The organism is Runella sp. SP2 (assembly GCF_003711225.1).
Taxonomy (GTDB): domain Bacteria; phylum Bacteroidota; class Bacteroidia; order Cytophagales; family Spirosomataceae; genus Runella.
This window is the reverse complement of sequence record NZ_CP031030.1, coordinates 3,270,209-3,295,251: the sequence shown is the minus strand read 5'-3', so window position 1 is coordinate 3,295,251 and position 25,043 is coordinate 3,270,209. Positions and strand designations below refer to the sequence as shown.

Genomic DNA, 25,043 nt, shown 5'->3' with positions numbered 1-25,043 from the left:
TGTTAGTGATGGCATTTTTCCATGACCTCGTGGAAACGGTCGTGCAAGGCAAATATCGCCTTTTTAAGCTCATCTTCCGATTTCTTTTTCTTAACCATTTTTGCCAACGCAACCGATTCTTTTTCAAGTGCTTCTACACTTTCTTTGACGCCAGGCTTTTGGTATTTGGTAGGAACGACCGATTTTTTCAAGATGCTCGCTTTGGTGGCCAATTCTTCGGCGTTGGCGTAAAGTGGTTTCAAATTACCTTCTTCGGCAGGGTGGAAGGTTTTGGCCATGACGGCATGATAGTCGTCGAGCTCTGGCCAACTTTCCTGTTTTTTCTTCTCTTGGGCCGATTCTTCTTTTTTGCTTTTCTCGGCATCAATCAACGGTTTCAGGCCCATGTCGTACATCTGCATCATCATCTCTTTAACGATGGGTTCGGTTTTGGTGGCGTTGCCATCAGGATAGATAGGCTTGGGGTCGTATTCGAGGTCAAGTAGCGCTGCTTTGGTGTATTTGTCGCCCATGAGCTCATTAATCATCCCCAGCGCCATGTCCATTCCTGCCGTTACGCCCGCCGAAGTCCAATACTTACCGTCACGCACGTAGCGCTCAGGGCGGTAGGTAGCACCGTACATTTTCATGATTTCGTCGGCACGATACCAATTGGCTGAAACGTTTTTACCTTCGAGCAGCCCCGTTGCCCCCAAAATCCACGCCCCAGTACAGACGCTAGCCGTATAAACAGACTTCTGGTCTATCTTCCGAATCCAATCCAGTACCTCTTGGTCTTGGGTTTGGAAAAATGTCTCTTTAGCCCCCCCTGGAATGATTAGAATGTCCAATTGCTCCACTTCGGCAATGGATTTATCTACTTTCACTTCGAGCCCACGCTGGTTTTTGACGAAGCCTTTGTTTTTGGCAACAAAAAAAATGTTGACGCTCATCAGTTCTGACAGCACCTGATACGGCCCTATGGCATCGAGGGTATTGTAGCCGTCATACACATAGACCCCAATGGTTTTGATGGGGACTTTAGGTTTAGTCATGATGATTTGCATGAGTTCATCGTGACGTTTGGCGATTGAATCGGCCTTGGCGGTTTGAGCAATTGCACTGGTGCAGGCATCGTACATCAGTGCAAGAATAATTAGTATGTATTTCATTTTGAGGTATTTGTTAAAGTATGATAGAATCGCATACAAGGTCAGACGATAGTCAGACCGAGTCGCGCAGAGGGTATGCTATTCATGAGCCTGTGTCGTCTGAGGTCTGACTATCGTCTGACCTGTAATCTAGAATTTACCTGTTAGGGTGATACCCATCATTCTAGGCATCCCCATCATGTAGGAGCCGTACCCAAATGCCATGTAGCGTACGTCATTGAGGTTGCGCGCCCACGCTGCTACCTCAAAATGATTGCTGCTCACACCTGCTCTGGCGTTGATCATACTGTAAGCATCCTGATGATAAGCATTCACAAAATCTAATTGATACTCTCCGATGTATCTGAATTCACCTCTGACGAAAGCCTTGAGGTTTTGGGCAGATTTTGATAAAGGCAAGCCATATTGAACTGCCAACATGGATTGTAAAGCAGGGTTATTAATTGCTTTGTTTCCTTTGTAGTTGATGACCTTATTGGATATGGCATCAAAAAGTTCTAATTTTTTATACTCACTGTGCGAAGTGCTGGCTGTCCAATCAATTTGTAAGTTTTTGATAGGAAGTGCCGAAGCTTCCAATTCCAAACCATAATTATCCATGTCTCCTACATTGAGTGTAGCATAGTTTATGCCGTCTTGCGAGGTGGATACCTGCTGGTCTTTTTGTTGAAAGTAAAATGCGGTAAGGTTGATTTTAAGTCGGTTGTTCAGGAGCGTATTTTTAACCCCCACCTCATAGTTATCCGATTTTTCAGGGTTGTAAGTAGGGTTGGCGGCGTTTCCAAAATTGAAACCACCCACTCGGAATCCTTTCGCGTACGAACCATAAATCATCGAATTTTCTGTCAATTTTTGGCTCAAAATCACCTTAGGAGTAAAGGCATTGAACGTCCTTTTGGCAGTGCTATCGGCGGTCAAGGGCATCACAACTCCGCCTGTTTCAAACGCTGAGTTTTGGGTGAGTTCACGGTGTTCGATGTCATATCTTGCTCCGACTGTAATGTCAAATTTTGGCGTAATGGCATACGTAGCTTGGCCAAAAATTGCCACACCAAAAGCATTTCGCTTTCCGTTACCAATGGAAGAATAGGGTGCGTTAGGATCAAACAAGGCATAATCTTTGTCGAAGTAAGTGGTACTACTATTCTTGCTTTTTTCACCAAATAAGAAAGAACCTACCGTCCATTTGAATGCACTGGTATTGGCGGGAGAAGAAAAGCGTAATTCTTGCGTCCATTGGTTTTGTTTCGACCAAGTCGTAAAGCTAATAAGCTCCGCAGGGCTAAAATCGAAGTCAAATCGTCCTGGAAGCCAAATGTGGTAATCGACAAAAGAGGTAATGGAGGTAAAATTGAAGCGATTTCCAAAGTATTTTACCGCAGCAGAAGTGTTAAAATTGGTTCTTCGTTCGGTGTTGTCCCAATTCCCAAAGACCGTGTAAGGATTGGCCCTAGCGAGACTGTCGGTGGCTGCCCACGGATAGGCACCTTGGTCTTTATCGCTTTCGTATCTTGTGTTTAAGTCGATAGTCCATTTGTCTGATACAATGTATTTTAGGTTTACATTGCCGATGTAAGCGTTGTGTTTATCAAAATTCTTGGTATTCAGAGTAGGGTTATCATAAATCGCTCCGCGACCGTTTGATTGGAAACCTGCATTGATAAATAGCTTATCTTTTATCAAAGGTGTATTGAAACCCGCGCTGTAACGTTGTTGCCCATAATTTCCCAAGTCTATTTCGGCAAACCCGCTGGTCTTGTTGTTTGGTCTTTTGGTAATCACATTGAGTACCCCTCCAAAGGCATTTCGGCCGTAGAGTGTGCCTTGAGGCCCTCTTAAAATTTCTACCCGTTCGATATTACTGAAATTAAGTGGGGCAGAGAAGTAGTCAAATTGATAAACACCATCTACATAAGTAGCCACGGCTTGGTCATTGGAAAAACCCATCGAGCCCCTGATATTCAAAAAACTAGAACCTGTACTATTGCCATGTTCTACCGTGAAAGTGCTTGGCGCCAACGCCGTCAGGTCATTGATTGTCCAGACCCTGTATTCTTCCAGTTGCTTGGCATTTAAGGAAGTAACGGCCAAAGGTGTTTTTTGTAGGTTTGCCTCAACCTTGTCAGCAGTTACGACCACCTCTCCCAATGTTTGGGTATTGTCCAATAAAGTTATATTTACTGTTATGGTTTTATTCGTAAGTTCTACTTGCTGAATTTGAGTAGCAAATCCAATCGCATTGAATTGTACCTGATAAGTACCTGTTTTTAAGTTGAGTGAAAAACGTCCCTCTTTATCAGCGACGGTTCTCTGACTGCTGTTTAATACCGTGACACTGGCTCCTGCAATACCTTCGCTTGCTTGGTTTTTGATGGTTCCTTGGAGGGTTTGAGCTAGGAGGTTGCTAGTAATGAGCAGATTAAAAAGTAATAATTTGAATTTTGTCATCTTAAATTTCAGGTAAAAAAATGTACACATAATCCGCCAAGTTGTTTGCTGGTCAACATAGGGAATGTGTCAGGAGTAAAATGGAAAAAAGGCGTTACAATCACTCAACAAGAGCGATTAGCTAGGTGCATTTGTGAAAGGAAGAAAATTACCCAATAGGGGGTTTGATAAGCACTTGGTCGTGCTTAGAAAGAAGGAAGTGCAAAGGGGCACTTTGGATGACATTGACAACAATAAAATGAGCAGGAAACTCAACCGTAAAGGTGAGTTCCTCGAAGGTATCTTCTACGATTTTTTTGAGAAAAGAAGCGTGTTTTTGGGCTTCTTTAGAGGCGTTATCTTCGGCCAATTGCTGGAGACGTTTGGTTAAATAACATTTGCCGTCGCAGTGAAGCTGAGGTTTGAAGCGATTTTCGCAGAGCTGCTGAACGACTTCATCCTTGCGTAGCTCAAAATCCAAATAAACAAATGGTACAAGCAAGGTTTTGATGCTGACCAAAACCAACAAAAACAGCGCTATGTGCCGTTTAAAAATCATAGAATCAGTGAAATGACGGAGCAAAAGTAAGGAAAAAAAGCACACGTTCCACCGATAGGATAGGGGTCATTCAAGTACTCCTTCCAGAAAAGTAAGTGATACCATAAACACAATACCCAACAGAATGACAATTCCTTGCCCAACCTGATGTTTAAGGCGGTCGCTTTTGTGCAACTCTGGAATTAAGTCGGAAGCAGCAATGTATATAAATCCACCTGCGGCAATGGGCATGAGGTACACCACTGGCAGTGCTAACCAAGAGCCAAATAACAGCGTAAGAAAAGCACCTAAGGTACAGGGAAGCGAAAAAAGAAAATTGTACCAAACGGCTTTGCGGGGTTTGTAACCACCGTAAATCAACGAACCCGTATCACCGATTTCTTGCGGGATTTCGTGAATGATAATAGCGAGGGTAGTGGTCAAGCCAACCATTGGACTCACTAGAAAACTACCCGCAATGAGCGTACCGTCAATAAAATTATGGATGGCATCGCCAATAAGGTTCATTTGGGCAATGGGCTTGACATCGTGGGAGTGTCCGCTTCCACCGTGGTTGCGGATGAGTTTTTCCAAGATAAAAAATACTAAAATAGCTCCTAAAACGAGTTGCAAAACGGTGTCGATGTCGCCTGTTTCTTCGACGGCTTCGGGGATAAGGTGGATGAAGGCATCTCCCAAAAAAACACCCACGGAAAGACTTACAAAGAATTGAAGGTATTTCTGAAGCTTATGTTCGGAGATAAACAGGGCAAAATAACCCACAAGCGCGACAATACTAACACTTAAAGACGCCATCAGGGTCCAAATCCACAGCGTAATTGTTTGATTCATGTTTTCAATTTTTTGACAAAAGTAATCTATATTTGCAACATTGTTGCATTAAGACGAAAAAACTATCTTGCCTGTGATAAAATCATGGATACTTATTGGGCTGACTGGGATAGTGACATGGTACGGTTCTAATCCTATCATCATCACTTGGGATACACTCAAAGATGTAAAATACCGCAAAAAGTTTTACGTAGAAGTGGGCCAGTTTTTCTTGTATCCAACCTTTGGGAAATCGTTAAAAGAACTGGAAGGAAAGACCGTGAGTATCAGTGGTTACGTGATTCCAATGGATACCGAAGGGGAATATTATGTGGTGTCAAAATACCCAATGGCGCAGTGCTTTTTTTGCGGGGGAGCTGGCCCTGAAACGATTGTGATGCTCAACTTTAAGAAAAAACCGCGCCGTATGCGTACCGATGAAAAACGTTGTTTTACGGGACGCATACGGCTCAATGCGGATCGTATCGACGAGCTTAATTTTATTTTAGACGATACCGCTCTTTGTGAGTAAGTGCTTGTTAATTAGGACTTCACCTCGGTGACGTCCAACATGAAATTATGGAGGTCGGTGTTTTTTACAAACGGATTGAGTAACTCACTACCTGGGCCAAACATCGACAACTCCACAAACTCTGCCGTGTGATCCACGCCTGCCCATCCTACGGAAGAAAAAGGCGTTTGGATTTGGGCTAATTTTTGGAAAGGTAACTTTCTGGCGTTGTAAATGCCACCTTCTCCCAACAAATAATAATTACTCAAAATCGTCAATGCTTCCTCGGGTTTGATAACAATTCCTTGGGCGGCTTCGATGCGCTCGATGATTTGGGCGGGGGTAAAATCTTTGGTAATACCGTTCAAAATCCACTCGTTAGACTGTTTGTAGGTCGCTATTTTATCAAAATTAGCATTAGCTTTTGACCCCGACAGCAGGGCAGGAGCAGCATTGCCGTGGTCCGTTGTGAAGATAACGAGGGTATTTTTGTCTTTTTCAGCAAAATCAATGGCGACTTTTAAGGCGTCGTCAAACTGAATTTGCTCGCCAATGAGCGCGCTTACGTCATTGGCGTGGGCCGCCCAGTCCACTTTCCCCGACTCGATTTGCAAAACAAAACCGTTCGGATTTTTTTGCATAATCTCAATCGCTTTTTGGGTCATTTCTGCCAAGGTCGGAACCGTTGCTTTGAGCGTTTCACTCTGCGCGCGGTCAACGGCGTAGGGAAGTCCGTCGTCGTGAAATACCCCTAAAATAGGCTTTTCGGCGGTCAAAGTAGCCATTTCACTGCGGTTTAACGCCACTTGATAACCTGCCGTTTTGAAATCCTGCAACAAATCGCGTTTGTCGCTGCGGCCTTCTTTGGAGAAAGTATTGGTACCACCACCCATCAAAACGTCAAACTTTAAGTCCAAATACTGAACCGCAATGGGCTCCATGCTGCGGCTGTCGGAGTTGACACAAAAGCCAGCAGGAGTAGCGTGGGTAATCGGCACCGTAGTGACGCACCCGACAGCTTTGCGGGCGTCTTTGAATTTGTGCAAAATGGGTTTGTACTTTTCGCCGTTGGGGCCGATGTTGAGAACGCCATTTTTAACCCGTACGCCTCCGCCCCACGACGAGCTAGCCGCGGCCGAATCAGTGACGAGCGAACTGGCCGAAGCTGTATCCATAAAAGACCGTTTGATGCGGTTTTCGTGCATCAACTGAATCCAAAGGCTATGTCGTCCTTGTTGGCGTTGTAGCATGAGGTCGGCCATGTTGAGCGTGCCCGTACTCATCCCGTCGCTCACCATAAAGATGATGTTTTTTACTTTACCCCGTTTTTTCTTGATGGTATCCGCAGGGGTAAAAGGATTGAAAAGTTGGGTTCCGATGGCTGCCAACGAGCCATTCTTGAAAAAATCTCTTCTTCGCATGGTTGGTGTATTATTGTAAATTATACCAAAGATAATACGTCAAATCAGTTTAATGGAACTATGGTAGGTTAAGAAATAATAAACTACTCACTACAGTTGGGGCAGGTACCGATGATACTCAAAATAAAGGTGTTTTCTACAAAGCCTTGGGGCAAGGGAAGGGGAGGAAGTGGCGTTTCAATCCCTGAGATATTCCCGCACTGTTCGCAGGTAAAATGAGAGTTTATGTTGTTTTTTCGCAGCAGAAACCGCTGCCCATTTTCGATGGCAATTCGCTGAATGATACCCACTTCTAAAAAACAAAGGAGTGTACGGTAAATGGTCACGCGGTCGTATTTATCCGAGAGCTTTCGTTCAAGGTCTTGAAAGGAGAGCGCACAAGTGGCTTCCAAAAAATATTCCAATACTTGCTTACGGGTGGGAGTAATTCGCAAACCTCGTTCTTTCAGTAGGCTATTTACAGTGCTCATTTGGTATTTTTCTCTGGAGCGTTCTCGTTGTTGGGATATGCTAGGCTAAATTATGCAACATTGTTGCAATAATAATATTTTTTGACTTTTTTTGCAACAACGTTGCAATGTTGACCTCTCATTTTTTATTAAACTCACCTTCGTATGACTCGATTTTTTACGCTGTTTTTCATTATAACTGCCAGCTTTGTACAAGCACAAACCATAAAAGGAAATGTCTCCGACGCCCAAACCAACGAAAAGATTGTAGGGGCGACGATCAAAATGTTAAACTCAGGAAAAGGTACCACCACGGATGTCGAAGGAAACTTTTCGTTGGAAGGGACGGGCGCGATTCAAGTATCTTTTGTGGGTTACGAAACCCTTGAAATAAAGGTGGTTGAAGGTTTTTTGACCTTAAAATTGCAGCCTTCGGTAGCACAGTTACAGACGGTAGAAGTGGTGGGGCGTGCCCAAAAAGACTACACGTCGGACTATAGTTTTTCGGCGACCAAAATTGCCATTAAAAACAAAGAGTTACCGCAGGCGATGAGTACAGTTACTAAAGAGCTTATTGCCGACCGTGGCGCGTTTCAGCTGGCCGATGCTGTGAAAATTGCCAGTGGGGTTTCGCCTTCGAGTTTTTATAACCAATACAATATCAGGGGAATTAGCCAAAACGAAGAAGGGCAGATTATTAACGGAATGCGGACGCGTCAGTACTATTTTTTGCAACCACTCACGACCAACATCGAACGCGTGGAAGTGCTCAAAGGGCCTGCCTCGGTGACTTTCAGTAGCGTTGATCCAGGCGGAAGTATCAACATGGTAACCAAAAAACCATTGGCCGAAAAACGCCACGAAGTGAGCCTCGCCGCAGGAAGTTTCAGCACGTTGCGGGGTGCGCTGGATTTTACGGGGCCTTTGAATGCGTCTAAGACACTCCTGTATCGCCTTAATGGTGCTTACCAAGAGGCGCGTTCGTACCGTGATTTGGTAGGGAACAAATCGGTCTTAATTTCTCCGTCGTTTACATATTTGCCAAGTAGCAAAACCGCTATCAATACCGAACTGATTTTTTCCAATATGGCAGGAAACCTCGACCGTGGGCAGCCGATTTTTGGGGCAGTGGCGGGACAAACCAACTTAAATAGCACCCCAATCAGCCTAAATTTAGGTGCTCCAAATGACTTTTTTAAGTCGAAAGAGCTGATGTTGATGGCCAATCTGTCGCACAAATTCACCGAAAAAATCACCTTCAATGCCTCGTACATGAAGCAAACGTGGACGGAAGATTTGCAAGAACACCGTACGACCAATGCGTTTGCTAGTGACATTACGGGGGCGCAAGTGACCAGTTTGGTGCAGATGCAATTGGTGCAGCGGAAGCAATTTTGGAACACTGATAACCTCAATGCTTATTTCAATTTTAACTTCGATTGGGGAAAAACTACCCATAAAATGGTGGTGGGCTATGATTTGCAAGGCTGGCACAAGCTCAAAGGAGGTGGACAAAACGCGGCCCGTGGATTTTTGTTGAAAGACGGTTCCGTCGCAAGCAGTTTCACCGTAGCCAACGCTGCTAACTACCAAACCGTTACGATTGGTGGAAAGGTGTTGCCTCGCCCCAACGTGAACTATTTTGACCTCAATACGCCTACTTATACCGTCAGAAATCTGAATGATTACGTGATGAATAGCCGCACGGCCATTCCGTCGGCCCTGACCACTACTAAGGCGGTTTATGTTCAGGAACAATTCAAAATCGGGAAGTTTGCGGCTTTGTTGAGTTTGCGTAACGAATGGTTTGAGGATATCACGAACTACAACGCCCCCAACGAAGGCTCCTTTAAAAACAGTGCGTTGATTCCGCGCATCGGCTTGACTTACGAACTTAACAAAAACATCAATCTGTACGGTACGTACCTCGAAGGATACCAGCCGCAATCCAACACCGTTTCGTTGATGCCAAGCACAGGAGGGTTTTTCTGGACAGCTACTTCGGCCGCACAATTTAAGCCTTTGATAAGCGACTTGAAAGAACTCGGGATGAAGGCTGAGTTGGCAGGTAAACGCTTTACGCTTAATCTGGCGGTTTATGAAATTAACCAGAAAAATATCCTAATGAATGCCAATGACCCAGCGCGTCCTGATTTATTGGTACAGCGTGGGGCCGACCGCAGCCGTGGTTTTGAGATGGATTTGGCGGGATATATACTGCCCAACTGGCAAATCAACGCATCGTACAGTTTTATTGATGCAAAAATTGTGATGGATGCCAACGAATCATTGATAGGACAGCGCAAAGAAAATACCCCAAAACACAGTGGGAACCTATGGACACGGTACAATTTTGGCGGCGTATCGACGCTCAAAGATTTGGGCATTGGGGCAGGAATGAATGCCCAAGGTAGCCGAATTCCTTGGTTTAGTCGTGCGTTTGAAGTACCCGCCTACGCCACGTTTGATGCTGCCATTTACTACACCCCCACCAAAAGTAGCGTACAAATGGCGTTGAATCTCAACAATATTTTTGATAAAACTTACTGGGTGGGAGCTCAAAATTACACCCGTTTGTTTCCTGGAGCGCCCAGAAACGTGATGCTAACAGCGACTTATAAATTTTAAATGACCCACTAAAAGACGTTCTGTGTGTCAAAAACATGGAACGTCTTGTGGACTTAAAGTGATGAGAATCAATACGCTAAAATTACTTTCAAAGCAAGTTTGGAGCAGCAAAACCAAGAATGCCAGTACCAAATGGCTGATTGGGGTGTTTAATGCGATGCTGTTTTTTGCGTTGACAGCGGGATACCAAAACCTACGGCTCCAGCAAGAAACAGTCGAACACTACCGCCACGAAGTTCGGGAGCGCTGGGAAAGTCGTCCCGACAAACATCCCCACCGCATGGCGCATTATGGCTATGTGGCTTTTCGTCAACGTTTTCCCCTCAGTTTCTTTGATTTCGGAATGGATAGCTACCTCGGAAACGCTGTCTTTCTGGAAGCCCACCGACAAAACACGGTCAACTTTTCTGAAGCAAGCCTATCAAATGGTTTGTTGCGTTTTGGCGAGATTTCGGCAGGAATGATTTTACAATTATTACTGCCTTTGTTGCTGTTCTTTTGGGGGTTTGACTTGGTGGCCCGCGAGCGTGAACACGGCACGTTGCGGATTATACTGACGCAAGGCGTAAGCTGGCAAGAACTGTTGCTCGGTAAATCCCTCGGGCTGTTTTATTTGGCGCTCAGTATTGTTGTTCCGTCGTTGATTTTAGGTTTTATTTTGTTGGTAATCAACCCATTGTCTTTGCAAGAGTCGCAAGTTTTTTTGCGATTCTTGGGCCTGATTATTGGGTATTTTATCTACTTTTTTGTGCTATCGGTTATGGCCGTTTGGGTGTCGGCCAAAGCCAAATCGTCCAAATCAGCGTTGACTCAACTGATTGGCTGCTGGTTATTTTTTACTCTGATGCTACCCAAGTTGTCGCAGGTGGTAGGTCAAACGCTGTTTCCTGCGCCATCCAAAATTGAATTTGACACAACTGTCGAGCACGAACTCATCCAACAGGGAGACAGCCATAACCCCAATGACCCGCATTTCAAGGCGATGAAAGATTCGTTATTGGCGGTCTATGGCGTGGATTCCACGCACAAACTTCCCTTCAATTATAGTGGATACGTCATGCGCGAAGGCGAAAAATTGAGTGCTGAAACTTACCAAAAACACCAAGCTGCTTTGGTGGAAATCTACCAAAAGCAACAAGATGTCGTACGTTTTACGGCTATTTTTAATCCGTACATGGCCATTAAAAACTTGTCTATGGCTTTGGCAGGAACGGATTACGCTGCGTATGATGATTTTCAGCGCCAAACGGAAAACTTTCGCTATTCGTTGGCACAGACGTTGAATGAATTACAGATCAAATTGATTAGCAATAAAGTGAAAAGTTCGGCCGATAAAAAAGCGGTTATTAGCCAAAAATATTGGTCTCAATTGCCCGACTTTCGCTACCATTTTTTGACGTGTACGGCGGTTTTAAAACACGAAATTTTTTCAGTTATTTCCTTGGTTTTGTGGGTAGTAGGTTTGTCTTTTTTGATTCGGTATTTTTTTAATCAGTTGAATGATTTTTGACATGAATACACTTTTGTTAAAAAATTTTTTTCGTTCTAAAGGCTTAATGATAGGGCTTTTGTTTTTGCTCGGAGCGGGGTTAGTCAGCTTACACATTGGCAAACTTTTTCTCGATAAAAATCAAGAAATAATTGAAAAAACGGCACACTATCAGCAAGAAAGCATTGCTAGAAACGTAAAATTTCACCCCAAAGAAATAGGACTGCTACTGTACTATGTTCGTTTTGGACTGGTCAACGAAATGTCTCCTTTAGCAGGATTGTCGATGGGGCAGCGCGATGTGCATCCGTCACTTCAAAGCGTTACCATTCGTAATTTAGAAGAACAAAAATACGAAACTGATTTGATGAATCCGATGTATCAGTTGTTGGGTAATCTGGACTTTAGTTTTGTCTTGATTTGCTTTTTTCCGCTCATCATTATCGCTTTTTGTTTCAATCTCATTTCAGAAGAAAAAGAAGGCGGAACGTGGAGTTTGGTGTTAAGTCAATCGTCGCGCCCGTTGTCCATGATAAAGGCGAAAATCCTGATTCGTTACGCAAGCGTTTTGAGTGTGTTGGTGTTGCTGCTGGTAGTTGCTTCGGTATATTTACACCTTCCGCTGGATGCGGCTTTGTTGGCTTTTGCGTTGACGAGTATTCTCTACGTGAGTTTCTGGTTTGCCTTGGCGTGGTTGGTCGTAAGTTTTCAAAAAAACTCCAGTCAAAACGCCCTGATTTTGTTGCTTTCGTGGGTCTTGCTTACGTTGGTTGCACCCGCAACTATCAATGCTTTGACCCTACATTTGTACCCTGTTCCAGAGGCGTTTAGCGTAGTTTTGGAAAGCCGAGACGGCTATCACAATAAGTGGGATGAACCAAAAGAACCGACTGTAGCGAAGTTTCACCAACATTACCCGCAATTCAGCCAATACCAACACCCTGAAGGCAAAGATTACAGTTGGCTTTGGTACTACGCCATGCAGCAAATGGGCGACGACGAAGCCGCTCCCGACGCTCTGGCACTCAAAGAGAAACTTCAAAAACGCAATAGATTGAGCAGTATCGTGGGACTGTTTTTTCCGACCGTTCATGTCCAACTTAGCCTCAATGCACTGAGCTTGTCTGACATGGACAATTACCTGCACTTCCTCGAAAAACTTGAAGACTTTCACGAGCAAAAACGCCTCTATTTTTACCCGAAAATCTTCACCGAAGTCCCCGTAGTTAGCGAAAAATGGGCCGCTTTCGGGTTGGAGTATTACAGGGAAAAAGTAGAGGTTCAATGGCTAAAAATGTTACTTCCTTTGCTGATAATTACTGGATTGTGCTTGGGTTGGGCAAGCTTGAAATTTAATAAAAATGGAAATGAAGAGAATTTTAAATTAAGCTAAAAAATACAACAAAATATGACCGAGATATTCATAACTGATATTCAAACAAAAGCGCAGGCAGACTATGTTTTGAAGTATCTAAAGGCAGAAAACAGTGAATTAAAAGCTAATTATGACCTTAATGAAACAGGCTTAACTTTTCCCTGTGGGCATACAATTTTTAGATTGGAAGCAGAAACTATAAACTCAGAAAAAGTTCTGAATTTAATGAAGAATTGGAAGATTAATGTTGAAATTCTGGAAGACAAAATTTGTAAAAAGTAATTTCGATATGACAAAATTTTGGGAAAAAGCTTTTAAAGAAAAACAAGAAATGTGGGGCCATGTACCCGCAAACTCTGCCGAATTGGCAAAGGATTTTTTTAAAAAGCATCACGTAAAAGATGTATTAATTCCTGGGATTGGCTATGGGCGAAATGCAAAAACATTCATAGAAAACGGCATAAAAGTAACGGGGATAGAAATTTCTGAGACAGCAATTGAGATTGCTAAAAAATATTTTGGTGATGAATTGACGATACATCATGGCTCCGTAACAGAGATGCCTTTTGATAACACATTATATGACGGTATATTTTGTTATGGACTTATTTATTTGTTAGACCAAGATGAACGCCAAAAACTAATTCAAGACTGCTATAAGCAGTTAAAAGACGACGGTTTCATGTTCTTCACAGCAATTACTAAGGCTGCTAAAACTTATGGGCAAGGCATTCAAATTAGTAAAGACAGATTTGAAATGTTTGGTGGTGTAAAAATATACTTTTATGACGATGAAAGTATCAAGGAGGAATTTGGTGATGTAGGACTCTTCGAGGTAACGGATGTAGAAGAAAACTACCCTTTTTATCTGATAAAGTGTAGGAAGGGGATGAATTCACATTTTAAAATGACTTAATCAAACATCAAAATATATGTTACAAGCAAGGAATTTAAGTAAAACCTACGGCGAGCAAACCGCTCTCAACAACCTGACTCTGACCATCCATGAAGGCGAAATATTTGCGCTTTTAGGGCAAAATGGTGCGGGTAAAACAACCACAATCAATTGTTTTTTAGGATTTATTACTCCTACGAGCGGCGAAGTACGTATCAATGGAATTTCGGTCGGAGAAAATGCTCTCGAAACCAAAAAATACTTGGCCTATATACCCGAAACGGTCATGCTTTATGCCAACCTGACGGGGCTCGAAAATCTTGCTTTTTTTTCTTCTTTGGCAGGGTTTCATTACGGAGAAGTGGAACTGAGTGACTTCCTAAGCAAAGCAGGTTTACAAACATCTGCTCATAACCAACGCGTAGGCGGCTACTCCAAAGGAATGCGGCAAAAAGTGGGTATCGCCATTGCCGTCGCTAAAAAAGCCAAAGCTTTATTGCTCGATGAGCCTACTTCTGGCCTTGACCCCAAAGCCTCTAACGAATTTTCGGAGATTTTGCGTGAATTGGCCAAAAATGGTACGGCCGTTTTGATGGCAACGCACGATATTTTTCGGGCCAAAGAGGTAGCCAATCGCATCGGCATCATGAAAGAAGGCAATCTGGTATCGGTGATTGATGCCAAGGATATTTCGGCCAATGAATTGGAGCAACTTTATCTGCAAACGGTGTGAAAAATCTCATCGCTAACAAAGAATTTACCCAAACCCTGCGCGACAGGCGGTTTTGGGTAGCGGGCAGTGTGGTACTGCTGCTACTTTTGGTTGCCACTTGGACGGGCTTTCAAAATTATGAATCGCTGGCGCGGTCGCGGCAGAAGGCCAACGATGCCGCCCGACAAACATGGGTGAATCAACCCGAAAAAAATCCCCATTCGGCGGCGCATTTCGGGACGTTTGCCTTTCGGCCCAAGTCAGATTTGAGCTTTATGGATTTTGGGTTGGATACTTACACGGGCGCAAGTGTGTATTTGGAAGGACACCGCCAAAACGACGCCAAGTTTAGTCAGGCCGAAGATGCTACGTCGCTCATTCGATTTGGCGAAATGACCGTGGCCTTTGTGTTGCAGATGCTGATTCCACTGTTAATTATATTTCTGTGTTTTGGCGCATTTACGCAGGAACGTGAAGAAAATACGCTCAAAATCCTGTTGAGTCAGGGCGTATCCGTTCGGTCGTTGTTTTGGGGAAAAGTGAGCGGTTATGCCCGCGTGATTGCGCTGGTGGTATTTCCCGCCCTCGTGATTGCATCGGTGCTTTTGTTTGCCCAAACGGGCTTTCAACCCGCGGCCGATACCCCGCTTCGAATGCTCTTTTTCCTTGGAATTTATCTTTTTTATTTTCTGCTCATCATTGTGTTGAGCGTCTTTGTATCTGCCCAAAGTGATAGCTCTCGGGCGAGCTTGCTGACGCTGTTGGGAATGTGGATAGTAGCCTGTGTGGCTCTTCCCAAAGCCACGGCCAACGTAGGCGAAAGCCTCTTTAAGGTGCCTTCCAATTATGTTTTCAAACACGAAATTCACGAAGATGTAGAGAAAGGCATTGACGGGCATAATCCCTCCAACGAACGCGCCAAAGCCTTGGAAAAGAAGGTGTTGGCGCAGTATGGCGTGGATTCGGTTTCGCAGCTACCCGTAAATTTTGACGGAATTGTGATGCAGGAAGGCGAAATCTACACGAGTAAGGTCTATCAAAAACATTTCGGAGAGCTGCAAAATACGTTCCAAAAACAAAATAGTTTGGCCGTTTTAACAAGTTTTATCAATCCGTATTTAGCCGTTCGTAATGTGTCAATGGGGCTTTCGGGTTCGGATTATGCCCATTTTTTAGACTTTAAAGCCAAAGCTGAAAACTACCGTTTCAAGTTGGTTGAAAGGCTCAATAATGAGATGAAAACTTTTTCTAAGACGGGCGATTGGGACAAAAAAGTAAGCCGTGATTTCTGGGCAAAAACGCCTGATTTTCAATATCAAATGCCGTCCGTGGGGTGGGTGTTGGCGACTCATTGGGTGTCGTTGGCGGCTTTACTGGTATTTTCGATGGGGTTGTTGTGGGGCATTAACAAAAGTTTGAAAACCCTTAAAATCGTCTGACAATGCAGCAGTTTTTATTAATTCTCAAAAACGATTGGCTGATTTTAAGGCGCGGGAAAGTCCTCAAAATGGTGGTAACGCTGGCAGTGGCAGCGGGTTTGTATTCCCTTTTTTACGGTAAAACAGTCATTGACCGACAGCGTGAGACCATCGTCACCCTCCAAAAAGACGAAAAAACACGCTTAGATTCGTTGGAGGCTTGGGCAAAGTTGGATACATCCATTGCTGCAAACAAGGCCAAGTGGGAAACGGCTACCAGTGCCTACGAAGTAAATGTACCCGAAGGCTATCGGTATGCCATCTATACTCCCTCCGACATTACTCCGCTCTCGATTGGGATGCGCGATTTGTTCCCGTATTATCAGGATGTATGGGGAAGGGCCATCTATCGGCAGATTTTTCAACAGGAAATAGCTAATCCCCAAAAACTGGCGGTCGGGCATTTTGATTGGGCATTTGTGGTGATATTTATTTTGCCATTATTGCTGATCGTGTTGTCTTATAATATGTTATCTTCCGAAAAAGAGCAAGGGACGTATTCGCTTTTACTTGCGCAGCCCGTCAGTTTACGCCAAATTGTGCTTGCCAAACTCAGTCTTAGGGCAGCACTAATGGTTGGATTTTTAGCGGTCATTTCGGTACTTTCGGTTTTTGTGCTGGGTATCAATTTCAGTGAAAACGGCGGTCTTTGGTTGCGGTTTTTTGGGGTAGCCCTTGCTTATGGCTTGTTTTGGTTGGCGGTGATTTTGGCAGTGGTATCGTTCCAAAAGAGTTCGGCATTTAATGCGCTCACGTTGTTGGCGGTATGGATTGTGCTCATCGTAGTTCTGCCTGCTTTCACTCAGCAGTGGCTCACGGTCAGCCAACCAATTGACCGCTCGGTGTTTGAGAACTTGGTACGCGATGAGTATAGTATGGAGCGACCTGATTCGGTTGTATTGAAAGACTATTACGCCCGCCATCCTGATCGCTATTTCCCAGAAGACACCGCCAAACGCGATCCTGAATTACGAGGTTATTATGCCCGTAACGAATGGGTTGATTTGACCTTGGAACCGTTGGTACATGCGTACGAAGCGTAGGTACAGCAACGCGAAGCTATCGTTGAAACCTTGAATTGGTTGCTACCTGCGGTCAATGTACAAGAACTATTCAACGGGCTGGCCAATACATCTACGGCAGCTCACCGCGACTATCTGCACCAAATTAAGGCGTTTCATGGTCGTTGGAACGACTTCTTTTTGCCAAAAACGTTTAAAAATGAACGATTAACCCCGTCGGACTACGCCTTGTTTCCAAAATGGGAATTTCAACCTTTGAACCAACATTTTTCGGTGGCCGTCGGGTTGCTAAAGTTACTTTTGGCAACAGGGTTATTGCTGGGCTTGGGTTGGGTGAAGTTGAAATAAGAGAATGAAGATGTTGTTTCTTCATCTATTCTAACAACTCAGTACAAGAATCATACTAAGAAAAAGCAACAGTAAAAGCAGTAAAGCACTCCATTGTTTCCAATGGAGTACTCGGCTCCGATTTAGCTTCGATTTACTTTGTTTTTTAGCCATAACCACATCTTTTTTTGGTTTGCAGGTAACCACATAGAACACAATAGACGTATAGCAACTTCTATGTGTAATTCTACTGTGTTCTATGTGGTTAAAAATAAGCCTACTAACTATTTATTCAGCGTCAGCACCCACTCGGCCACTTGCTTGATTTTGTCGTCGCCCAGATGCGCTTGGGCAGGCATAGCGGGGCCTTCGCGCTTCTTGCCAGGCTGACGAATCCACCCCATCAACCCATTGAGGTTGCCTTTGTAAATCCCTGCGGCTTCTACCATGCTTGGCCCAACGAGCTTGTCGTTTACCTGATGACAAGCCACGCAGTTCATTTGAAAAATGGCTTCTCCAGGGTGGGTAGCGGCGGCGGTTTCGGTGGTTTTGGGCTTGAGTGCCTCCGCTTGGGCTTCTTTGACCTGTTTTTCGTATTCGGCGGTTTTCTTGGCTACCAACTTACGGTGTGGGTCAATGACGTTGGAACGGTACAACTGCCGCCCCGAACCCATAAATAGTACCACGACGCCCATCGTCAGGGCTATTTTGGTGAAATGACGCCCAAACTGAGCCGCTGGCCCCGTGATTTCTTTCCACAACCATACCATCGCCACAATGGCAATGGATGCTCCCGTGAAAATGACCAGTAGAACATTCCAGCCTAACCCTTGGCTAGGAAGGGTGACGAGTACAATGGGGCCTACCAAAAACTGCACCACCGACCCATAAAACGTGACCGTGTAAAGGTTTTTGCGGACATTGTAACGGCTCAACGTTGGGAATTTTTCTTCAAAATCGAAGTCTTTTCGCCCAAAATACCAGACTAATAACAACCCCGACGCAGCCATACAGGCATTGAGGAAGTGGAGGTAACGGGGGAAAACGTTGGGCAATACCAACGCCGACAGAAACCCTTCTACCACCGACCACTTGTCGGGAAACATCATCAAATTGACGTTGGTCAAAAAAATCAGGGGAACAAATAAGAAAATCGCCACGGCCGTTGCCAAAATGCTGATGTGCAAAAACTTGTTGTTGTCGAGCTTGTGCCATAAAAATTTGTGGGCATAGAGCAACAAAAACGCAATTGTCACCAACGGAATAATCAAAATCCACATCAAACCCGTGAGGGCATTGGCCGTATAGAAATACGTGGTATAGAGCGTATTAATGGCCAGCAACGGGGCGATTCCCATCACAACGGCCATGGATTTATTGACCGTAATGGTTTGGGCTACTTCGTAGGCAAGTTTGTCATAATCGGGCTTGCGAAGACCGAGTAATTGATACACCAGCGTTAAAATAGAACCGCCAACCATGAAGTTGATAAATAAAATATGTACCAAAAACATGGATACCAACACCACAACCAACACCCACTCGGGCACGGGTAGGGGAAGCGGAATGTCCTTCTGGACAATGGTTTGGGTTTGCAAAAGAATGTTTAAAAACATGATGAATATCGTTAGAATGGAAGGTTGATTAACGGACAGCAGCTACGGGTTGCGAAGGCTTAGGTTTGTTAAAACCAAGGCCATCTTGCGCCCCCGAAACGGGCTGAGGGTTGGTTTGCAGCTCTTTGATGTAGGCACAAAGGGCATCCAACTCGCGGTCGTTGCCAGGGAAAGGCGGCATGAAATACCGCGCAGAGTGCATGTTTTTGATGTACCCTTTCAATTGTGCCGTTTCCCAAGGTTTGGTGCCAAACATGTCCGTAAATTTCCCCGTGATGGGATTCACCGCGCCATTGGTGGTGTGGCAGCGGCTACAAGTCAAGATAAATACATCTCGGCCTGCCTCTAACATATTGGCATCCGTCACTTCTTTGTTTGCTACAAAATTGGCGTGTTTCAGCACACCGTCGCGTTGCAGAAGGGGGTAGTCTTCGACCCGTAAGCCGTTGGAATACATGTATTCACCAATGACATAAGGTTTGCGGATAAACTCGCGCAGGCGCTCAAAGTGACCCATCAAGCCCACAATGAGCAAAATACTCACTCCCGCCAACCAAGCAGGTGCGGTTTGTGGGCGAAAATACGACCAATTGGCCATGCCAATCACCAAACCAATCGCGACGATGACAATGATAACGATTTGACTGTACCAGTTTTGAAATTCAAGCGTTCCCATGGCTACGGGTAAGTTGCCTACCAAACTTTTGGGAATCATGTAGTAGTACAGCATGGCTCCTGCGGCGGCCAATGGCCCCCAAATCAAGACCCATTTACTGATAGAACGAAGGGCTATTTTACGAAATTCGAGGTCTTTGCGGGTGTAAATCAGCGTTAAAAACATCGCAATCATGCCGCCCATCGTCATGGCGAGGGGGGTGCGGAAAAACAATTGAGGCAAATACACGGGATTCAAGAAACCGTACAAGAAAGTTCGGTCGTTGTTCCAGTTGCCCGTATCCATCATAAACGATAAAATGGATACGATAATCGCCATCGTAATCCACGAAAAAAAGCTCAGAAATAGCCCGTACTTTACGTGTTTGAATTTTTGTAACAGGTTGGCTTTAAGCTTTTTCCACGTTAAAAAATAAAGCAAAATAAGCACAACTTCAGTCACAAAAACGAGCCATTCAACAAACCAAGCGCCGAAGAAAACTCGGATGAGGCTCGCAATAGAAGCAGGGTTGACCAACGAGGCCGAAAACCAAATACCAACGCCCGTCATGGCACCGATGGTGGTGGTGATAAGAAAGGCGAAAAACAGAATTCGGTACGCCAGCGAGTCCCACTTTTCGGCCAGCTCGGGGTTGATTTTTAGGAGTCTGAACCCTTTGATTTCGAGCATGGTGACTACGGGCATAAGTCCTACTGCCAAGGCGTGATTGATGACGGCATGCAGGACGGCGATAATGGCAATCAAAGCCCGATTGCCAATAAAATCGAGGTGAAAGATTGGAAAATCCACGAGAATAAAGTGTTTAATGAAACCATAGAGATACGGTGCTTCTGCCCTGCTGAAATACGGCAGAGAGAAACCAAGAAGCGCTACACCGAACGACGGAGTAGCGTATCAAATGGACATTAAACGGTACGTGGAGGATGCGGAATTTTCTGGTGAAACAACAAACCTTTTCCCGCCAAATAGGCAAAATCAGCGTTGGAAGCAAAAGCCGTTGGAAGGCAGGCGGGCACTTCGATGGCAACTTCTTCTACAAAAAGATTAAAGACGTAGAGGTTTAGCGAAGCCTGTTTTTTCTTGGTGGGTTCTTGCCCAAAATCCAGTAAGGACAATAGCTGCTGCTTAATTTTTTGCTGTTTATTGCTTACTACCTGCTCCGATTTTGAATACGATTCCTGAAAAGACGTAGGATGGTCAATCGAAAATAGCAGTAGGGCAGTCAATATACTCTGCATAAACATTACTCCAACAATGGCAACAAGAAGCCATCGGCGCAGACGAAGAATCTGGCGTTTGGATAGTTGAGTAATATCTATTTGCAAACCAAGTAGCATGATAGATTGCGGGAATGCCGTAACAAAAATACAAACTACCAGCCAACATATCCTTCGGGAACGATATTTTTTAAGCGTAAATACACAATTACTTGTCCACGGTGGTGTATGATGTGGTTTTCAACGGCATAAATCAGGCGCCACATGGGGATTTCGCCGTTTGTAAAGCCCGTTTTTTCGTACAATTTGGCTTCGGGCAACTCCTGAACGGTTTTTCGGATAAACGCATACATGGCTTTTACTTCGCTGACCACCTGGTCTTTGTTCATGACTTTGGGTAGTTTTCGCTCTTTGAGCGGGTTTACCACACCCGTGCGTCCCGCAATTTGGTTGATTGAAAAAATGACACAGTGGCGCCATTGTTCGGCAAAGGTCATCACGGAATCCGTGGCCTTAAATTGATAAAATTCGGCAGGCATTTGGTCGCAAATTTTAAGGCTATACTTTTCCGACATGTCAAACGCGTCGATAAGTTCTTGACGAAGTTCGGCGGTGCGGTTTTGGGCGTTTGCCACTACCGACGCGCACAAAAGGACTAAAAATAGGTAAAGTTTCATGTTAAAATAAAAAAGTTAAATGCGTTGAAAGGGTATTTTTTAGCTTTAAATCTCCGCCCGAAAGCTGCTGATAAAGAGGCGATTGGTACGTAATTCCTGCCGAAATTCGTTTGAAATAAACTTCTAATCCTGCATTTGCCGTACTTAGCGTTCCACCCGTGAACGTGTTCTTCTGGCCGTTTTTGGTATCGTACCCAAAATGCTCTACATACACGCCCGCGTTGGGCATAACAGTAAGCGACGAAAGCGACAAGGTACGAAAAACCGAAACCGAACCACTGAGGCGGTTGGCAAACCGATAATGATTGGGGTTGGTGGTGTTAATTTTGTAGGAAACGTCCACGTTGGAACCCCATGTTTGGTAACGTAGGTTATAAATCGCGTTCACGACAAAGTCAACACTTCCCGTGCCGAGTTGGAAATTGGCATTAGCTACTTCGGTACCATCTTCCACGTACCGAAACTTGCCCGTTGGGGCTTTAATACCGCCGCCAATGAGGAGGGTTTGGTCGATTTTGTGCGTGGTAGAATCCCAAAATGTGTTCACAATATTGTAGTGAAAAAGAGCCGATACGTCGCCCAATCCGCTGATTTTCTGAGGAGTTTCGGTACGGTAAAGCGTTTGGGTATTCCAGTTGTACGGGACTAATACCATGAGTTGCGTGCGTTTCAAGGGATAAAAACGCGCCCAAAGTTCGGCCGTTTGAAACTGCTCTCGACTGCGAAAAAACGAACTGCTAAGGTGTGATTCGTATTGTTTTACTCGGTAGCGAACCCCCGCAAAACGTAAATGTGATTGTGGTAAAATTCCAAAAAATGAGCCTCCATTGCCACAGCCACAAATATCACAAGCGTGACTTGCGGAGATGGTCATTAAGGTAAGTATCAATGCATAAAATGATTTTTTCATGGTGCAGCAAATCGGGGGTTGGTCAAAAACTCTTGGTCGGTGAGTGTTTTGAGAAAAGCAATGATTTTTTGTTGCTCATCGGCGGTCATCGGGATGCCCAAACGGCCATTTTGTTTCAATAGCGGGTCGAGGCTACCAGTTTCTTTGACCCCTTCGGCATAAAACTTGAGAACGGCTTCAAGGTTCAAAAAGCGTGCATCGTGCATGTACGGGTAGGTCACTTCGATGTTGCGGAGGGTAGGTACTTTGAATTTGTTTTTGTCGGCCTCGTTTTCGGTAATGCGGTAACGACCCAAATCGCCCGTGTACTCGGGCAACAAGCCATTGCTACGAAAACTATGGTCGGTAAAAAGTGCACCGCTGTGGCATTTGGCGCAGCCTTTGTCTTTAAACAGTTGCAAACCAGCCGTTTCGTCGGCGGTAAGTTGGGCTTTCCCTGCCAAAAACTGGTCGTATTTTGAATTGGCCGAAACCAACGTCAACATAAACTGAGACAATGCCTTCAAAAAGCGCTCGGTCGTAATTTCTTCGGTGCCGTAGGCTTTTTTAAAGAGCTTGGGATAGTCTTTTGATGCCCGTAATTTTTGGAGAACGTTGCCGATTTTTTCGTCCATTTCGAGCGGATTTTCAATGGGGGCAATCGAAAATAAATCCAAATCGAATACCCCGCCATCCCAAAAGAACGAATCTTGCCAAGCCAAATTAATCAGCGGCTGGGCGTTGCGGGTGCCTTCTTGGTTGTCGATACCGTGGCTAAACCCGTGTCCGTGGTGGGTGAAGGCATGACTTTGGTTGTGACATTCACCGCAAGAAATGCTGCCGTCGCGCGACAGGATACCGTCAAAAAACAACTGTTTTCCCAGCGCAACTCCGTCGTTAGTGATGGGATTTTTATTCAGGTCGTAAGTCGGCTGCGGAAAAGTGGCGGGCACCGAAAAAAGGGTTTCGGGGCTTGCCTCCCCTCCCAAAAAGGAACAAGAAGCAAGCCAACCCATAAAACTCAATGATACGGCCACGAGCCGCCAGCGTCTGCTGTTCATTCGATTACATTTTGTCGTTGTGAATGTGTTCTACCTTGAACATTTTAGCGTAACCGTCGGCAAAAGGTTTAGCCGCCGCAGGGTTCATCATCACGCTTGTTTTGGCAATACTTGTTCCTTGGCTGAACGTTTGCAGCACGTCCGTCACCACGTGAATTGTGGGGGCAATGTTTTTGCGAACCTGCGCTACGCTGCTACCAAATGAAGCCGACACGGTGCGGAGGTTATTAGCAGTCACTGACGTACGGCCACCAAAGCCTCCAATGTGGAATTGAAACAATTTTGTAGCTGTGGTAGCTGCCGAAGAAATCCCTTCCATTTTGAAGAAAATATAGCCTGAGTTCCACGACCAGTACATGTTGTCGGTGCCGTACGAAGCAGGGTCAAGCACGCCCGTGCGTTGCGATACGTCCGAGATGCTTTTTAAGCTGTCAACCCCAATCATGTAGCTCATCGACGTATAGTCTCCCGCAGGAACGTCGGGCAAAGTCACTGTCAAGGTTTTGGTATCGGCTTGGCGAATCAAAAAGTATTGATTGGGGAATTTAACTTCACTTCCGTCGGCTTTTTTGAGTGAAAAGTTGCTCACAAAATAGTTGAGGGTTGATACGGTAAACTCCTCGCCCAGCGAATTTTTATAAGACTTGCTGCCTAAAACCAATTTTTCGCCCCCTACGTAGTTGTCAAACTCAATGCTGAGGGAGTTTTTGTCATTAGGCCCGATTTCTTCTTCTTTGGTACATGAAACGATAGTAAATGACACTGCCAACGCTATAAGCGCTGAAAATAAGAAAGACTTTTTCATTGGAAATTTTTTGCTTTGAGTGAATATGCGTACAATCAAAAGAGATATTTTAATGCGAACTTTTCAAGATAAGTGCTTGATTTTGTGCCTCATAGAGGCTTAATATTTGTAGAACAATGAGGGTTCATCCGATTTTGTATTCCGTAGGTACACCACTTGTAAGCGATGTTGTGTGCCTACGGCACACTAAAACAAGAAAATAGATTCCTATAACTACAAATAGGTAGTGCCTAAAGGCACATTTCTTGAAAAGTTCGCGATATTATAACTCCAGCCTAAAGGCCTGGGGTTAAAACATCAATTATATCCAGCTTAATTACTTAAGTAACTAAACAAAGGCATTAAAAAACAAATGCAGGGGGGCGCAGCAGTAAGGCGACGAATTCGGAAGTGGTAGGGGGTAGGTAGTGAATGTTAAACACTCGTTCAGCATTTGTCATCTGAACGGGTAAAAACACAAACGTAAGCTCATCAAACACCTCTTGGGTGATTTTTTTGAAGGTATCTTGCTGCTTTTGGGCTTCTTCGCGGGCGTGGCCTTCGGCTACTTTGGTGAGCTGTTTGGCGAGGTAACATTTCCCGTCGCAATGAAGCTGAGGCTTGAAACGATTTTCGCAGAGATTTTTGATAATGAACTCTTTACGCAGCTCAAAATCCAGATACACAAACGGCACCAACAGCATTTTGATGCTGAGGAGAGCGAATAAAAAGTAGGCGATTATCCTCTTGCCGTTCATGGATTGATGTTGAAATCGCCACAAAGATACGCTCACATCCCCCAAAATTGTATGATAAATGTCACACAATTTTTAATTTGACTTGAGGGAGGGGTGGGATAGGTGGTGAAA

The 25,043-nt window shown here is 44.7% G+C and carries 24 protein-coding genes; 10 read left to right on the top strand and 14 right to left on the bottom strand.

Translation table 11 applies throughout. The annotated features are described in order from the left end of the window. Positions 1–2: 2 nt before the first annotated feature. The 4 genes from DTQ70_RS13860 to DTQ70_RS13845 all read right to left on the bottom strand — a co-directional run bounded on the left by DTQ70_RS13860 (position 3) and on the right by DTQ70_RS13845 (position 4,968). The gene (locus tag DTQ70_RS13860) at positions 3–1,151 is read right to left on the bottom strand and encodes a DJ-1/PfpI family protein (RefSeq protein ID WP_122931356.1); all 1,149 of its coding nucleotides are present in this window, start codon (positions 1,149–1,151) and stop codon (positions 3–5) included. Between the two features lie 129 nt (positions 1,152–1,280). Next, positions 1,281–3,599, bottom strand: a complete 2,319-nt coding sequence (locus tag DTQ70_RS13855; RefSeq protein WP_164490019.1) for a TonB-dependent receptor — start codon at positions 3,597–3,599, stop codon at positions 1,281–1,283. 148 nt (positions 3,600–3,747) lie between these two features. Next, positions 3,748–4,080 carry a hypothetical protein gene (locus tag DTQ70_RS13850; RefSeq protein WP_164490018.1) on the bottom strand — a complete coding sequence of 111 codons (333 nt, stop codon included), beginning with the start codon at positions 4,078–4,080 and terminating at the stop codon, positions 3,748–3,750. A gap of 123 nt (positions 4,081–4,203) precedes the next feature. After that, a complete protein-coding gene (locus tag DTQ70_RS13845; protein WP_122931353.1) occupies positions 4,204–4,968 on the bottom strand; it encodes a ZIP family metal transporter in 765 nt (254 codons plus the stop codon). A 73-nt stretch (positions 4,969–5,041) separates the two neighbouring features. On the opposite strand from DTQ70_RS13845, the gene DTQ70_RS13840 reads away from it, so the two are divergent. Next, positions 5,042–5,479: a DUF3299 domain-containing protein gene (locus tag DTQ70_RS13840; RefSeq protein WP_164490017.1), complete on the top strand. Its 438-nt coding sequence runs from the start codon at positions 5,042–5,044 to the stop codon at positions 5,477–5,479. A gap of 11 nt (positions 5,480–5,490) precedes the next feature. On the opposite strand, the gene DTQ70_RS13835 is transcribed toward DTQ70_RS13840, so the two are convergent. Then, complete coding sequence (locus DTQ70_RS13835; RefSeq protein ID WP_122931351.1) at positions 5,491–6,879, bottom strand: alkaline phosphatase; 1,389 nt, start codon at positions 6,877–6,879, stop codon at positions 5,491–5,493. 83 nt (positions 6,880–6,962) lie between these two features. Next, entirely contained in the window at positions 6,963–7,349 is a 387-nt protein-coding gene (locus DTQ70_RS13830) for a Fur family transcriptional regulator (RefSeq protein ID WP_122931350.1), read from the bottom strand. A 144-nt stretch (positions 7,350–7,493) separates the two neighbouring features. Here DTQ70_RS13830 and DTQ70_RS13825 point away from each other — a divergent pair, with 144 nt between their 5' ends. From DTQ70_RS13825 to DTQ70_RS13785, 9 genes are all read left to right on the top strand, one after another. Then, positions 7,494–9,956 (top strand): TonB-dependent receptor, encoded by a 2,463-nt coding sequence (locus tag DTQ70_RS13825; protein WP_122931349.1) that lies wholly within the window; start codon positions 7,494–7,496, stop codon positions 9,954–9,956. A 61-nt stretch (positions 9,957–10,017) separates the two neighbouring features. Then, on the top strand, positions 10,018–11,466 hold the full coding sequence (locus DTQ70_RS13820; protein ID WP_122931348.1) for a DUF3526 domain-containing protein: 1,449 nt from the start codon (positions 10,018–10,020) through the stop codon (positions 11,464–11,466). A 1-nt stretch (position 11,467) separates the two neighbouring features. Beyond that, positions 11,468–12,838 (top strand): DUF3526 domain-containing protein, encoded by a 1,371-nt coding sequence (locus tag DTQ70_RS13815; protein WP_122934401.1) that lies wholly within the window; start codon positions 11,468–11,470, stop codon positions 12,836–12,838. 15 nt (positions 12,839–12,853) lie between these two features. Beyond that, positions 12,854–13,102, top strand: coding sequence for a hypothetical protein (locus DTQ70_RS13810; protein ID WP_122931347.1), 249 nt, complete (start codon positions 12,854–12,856; stop codon positions 13,100–13,102). 7 nt (positions 13,103–13,109) lie between these two features. After that, positions 13,110–13,736: a bifunctional 2-polyprenyl-6-hydroxyphenol methylase/3-demethylubiquinol 3-O-methyltransferase UbiG gene (locus DTQ70_RS13805; RefSeq protein ID WP_122931346.1), complete on the top strand. Its 627-nt coding sequence runs from the start codon at positions 13,110–13,112 to the stop codon at positions 13,734–13,736. Between the two features lie 16 nt (positions 13,737–13,752). Beyond that, positions 13,753–14,448 carry an ABC transporter ATP-binding protein gene (locus DTQ70_RS13800; RefSeq protein WP_122931345.1) on the top strand — a complete coding sequence of 232 codons (696 nt, stop codon included), beginning with the start codon at positions 13,753–13,755 and terminating at the stop codon, positions 14,446–14,448. Then, positions 14,445–15,866 carry a DUF3526 domain-containing protein gene (locus DTQ70_RS13795; protein WP_122931344.1) on the top strand — a complete coding sequence of 474 codons (1,422 nt, stop codon included), beginning with the start codon at positions 14,445–14,447 and terminating at the stop codon, positions 15,864–15,866. Before DTQ70_RS13800 ends, DTQ70_RS13795 begins: the two co-directional genes overlap by 4 nt. A gap of 2 nt (positions 15,867–15,868) precedes the next feature. After that, positions 15,869–16,948 (top strand): ABC transporter permease, encoded by a 1,080-nt coding sequence (locus DTQ70_RS13790; RefSeq protein ID WP_122931343.1) that lies wholly within the window; start codon positions 15,869–15,871, stop codon positions 16,946–16,948. A gap of 30 nt (positions 16,949–16,978) precedes the next feature. Next, the gene (locus DTQ70_RS13785) at positions 16,979–17,275 is read left to right on the top strand and encodes a DUF3526 domain-containing protein (protein WP_164490016.1); all 297 of its coding nucleotides are present in this window, start codon (positions 16,979–16,981) and stop codon (positions 17,273–17,275) included. A 263-nt stretch (positions 17,276–17,538) separates the two neighbouring features. Here the strand turns inward: DTQ70_RS13785 and DTQ70_RS13780 are convergent, their stop codons facing one another. The 8 genes from DTQ70_RS13780 to DTQ70_RS13745 form a co-directional block, all read right to left on the bottom strand. Further along, positions 17,539–18,870, bottom strand: a complete 1,332-nt coding sequence (locus tag DTQ70_RS13780; protein ID WP_122931341.1) for a c-type cytochrome — start codon at positions 18,868–18,870, stop codon at positions 17,539–17,541. Between the two features lie 28 nt (positions 18,871–18,898). After that, on the bottom strand, positions 18,899–20,335 hold the full coding sequence (locus DTQ70_RS13775; RefSeq protein WP_122931340.1) for a cytochrome c: 1,437 nt from the start codon (positions 20,333–20,335) through the stop codon (positions 18,899–18,901). 116 nt (positions 20,336–20,451) lie between these two features. Continuing rightward, a complete protein-coding gene (locus DTQ70_RS13770) occupies positions 20,452–20,883 on the bottom strand; it encodes a hypothetical protein (RefSeq protein WP_122931339.1) in 432 nt (143 codons plus the stop codon). Positions 20,884–20,918: 35 nt separating this feature from the next. After that, positions 20,919–21,440, bottom strand: coding sequence for a DinB family protein (locus tag DTQ70_RS13765; protein ID WP_122931338.1), 522 nt, complete (start codon positions 21,438–21,440; stop codon positions 20,919–20,921). A 1-nt stretch (position 21,441) separates the two neighbouring features. Next, complete coding sequence (locus tag DTQ70_RS13760) at positions 21,442–22,350, bottom strand: hypothetical protein (protein WP_122931337.1); 909 nt, start codon at positions 22,348–22,350, stop codon at positions 21,442–21,444. Further along, positions 22,347–23,390 (bottom strand): cytochrome-c peroxidase, encoded by a 1,044-nt coding sequence (locus tag DTQ70_RS13755; RefSeq protein WP_122931336.1) that lies wholly within the window; start codon positions 23,388–23,390, stop codon positions 22,347–22,349. The genes DTQ70_RS13760 and DTQ70_RS13755 overlap by 4 nt, the downstream gene beginning before the upstream one ends. A gap of 4 nt (positions 23,391–23,394) precedes the next feature. After that, positions 23,395–24,195, bottom strand: coding sequence for an MbnP family protein (locus DTQ70_RS13750; RefSeq protein WP_122931335.1), 801 nt, complete (start codon positions 24,193–24,195; stop codon positions 23,395–23,397). A 341-nt stretch (positions 24,196–24,536) separates the two neighbouring features. Beyond that, the gene (locus DTQ70_RS13745) at positions 24,537–24,932 is read right to left on the bottom strand and encodes a hypothetical protein (RefSeq protein ID WP_164490015.1); all 396 of its coding nucleotides are present in this window, start codon (positions 24,930–24,932) and stop codon (positions 24,537–24,539) included. Positions 24,933–25,043 lie beyond the last annotated feature (111 nt).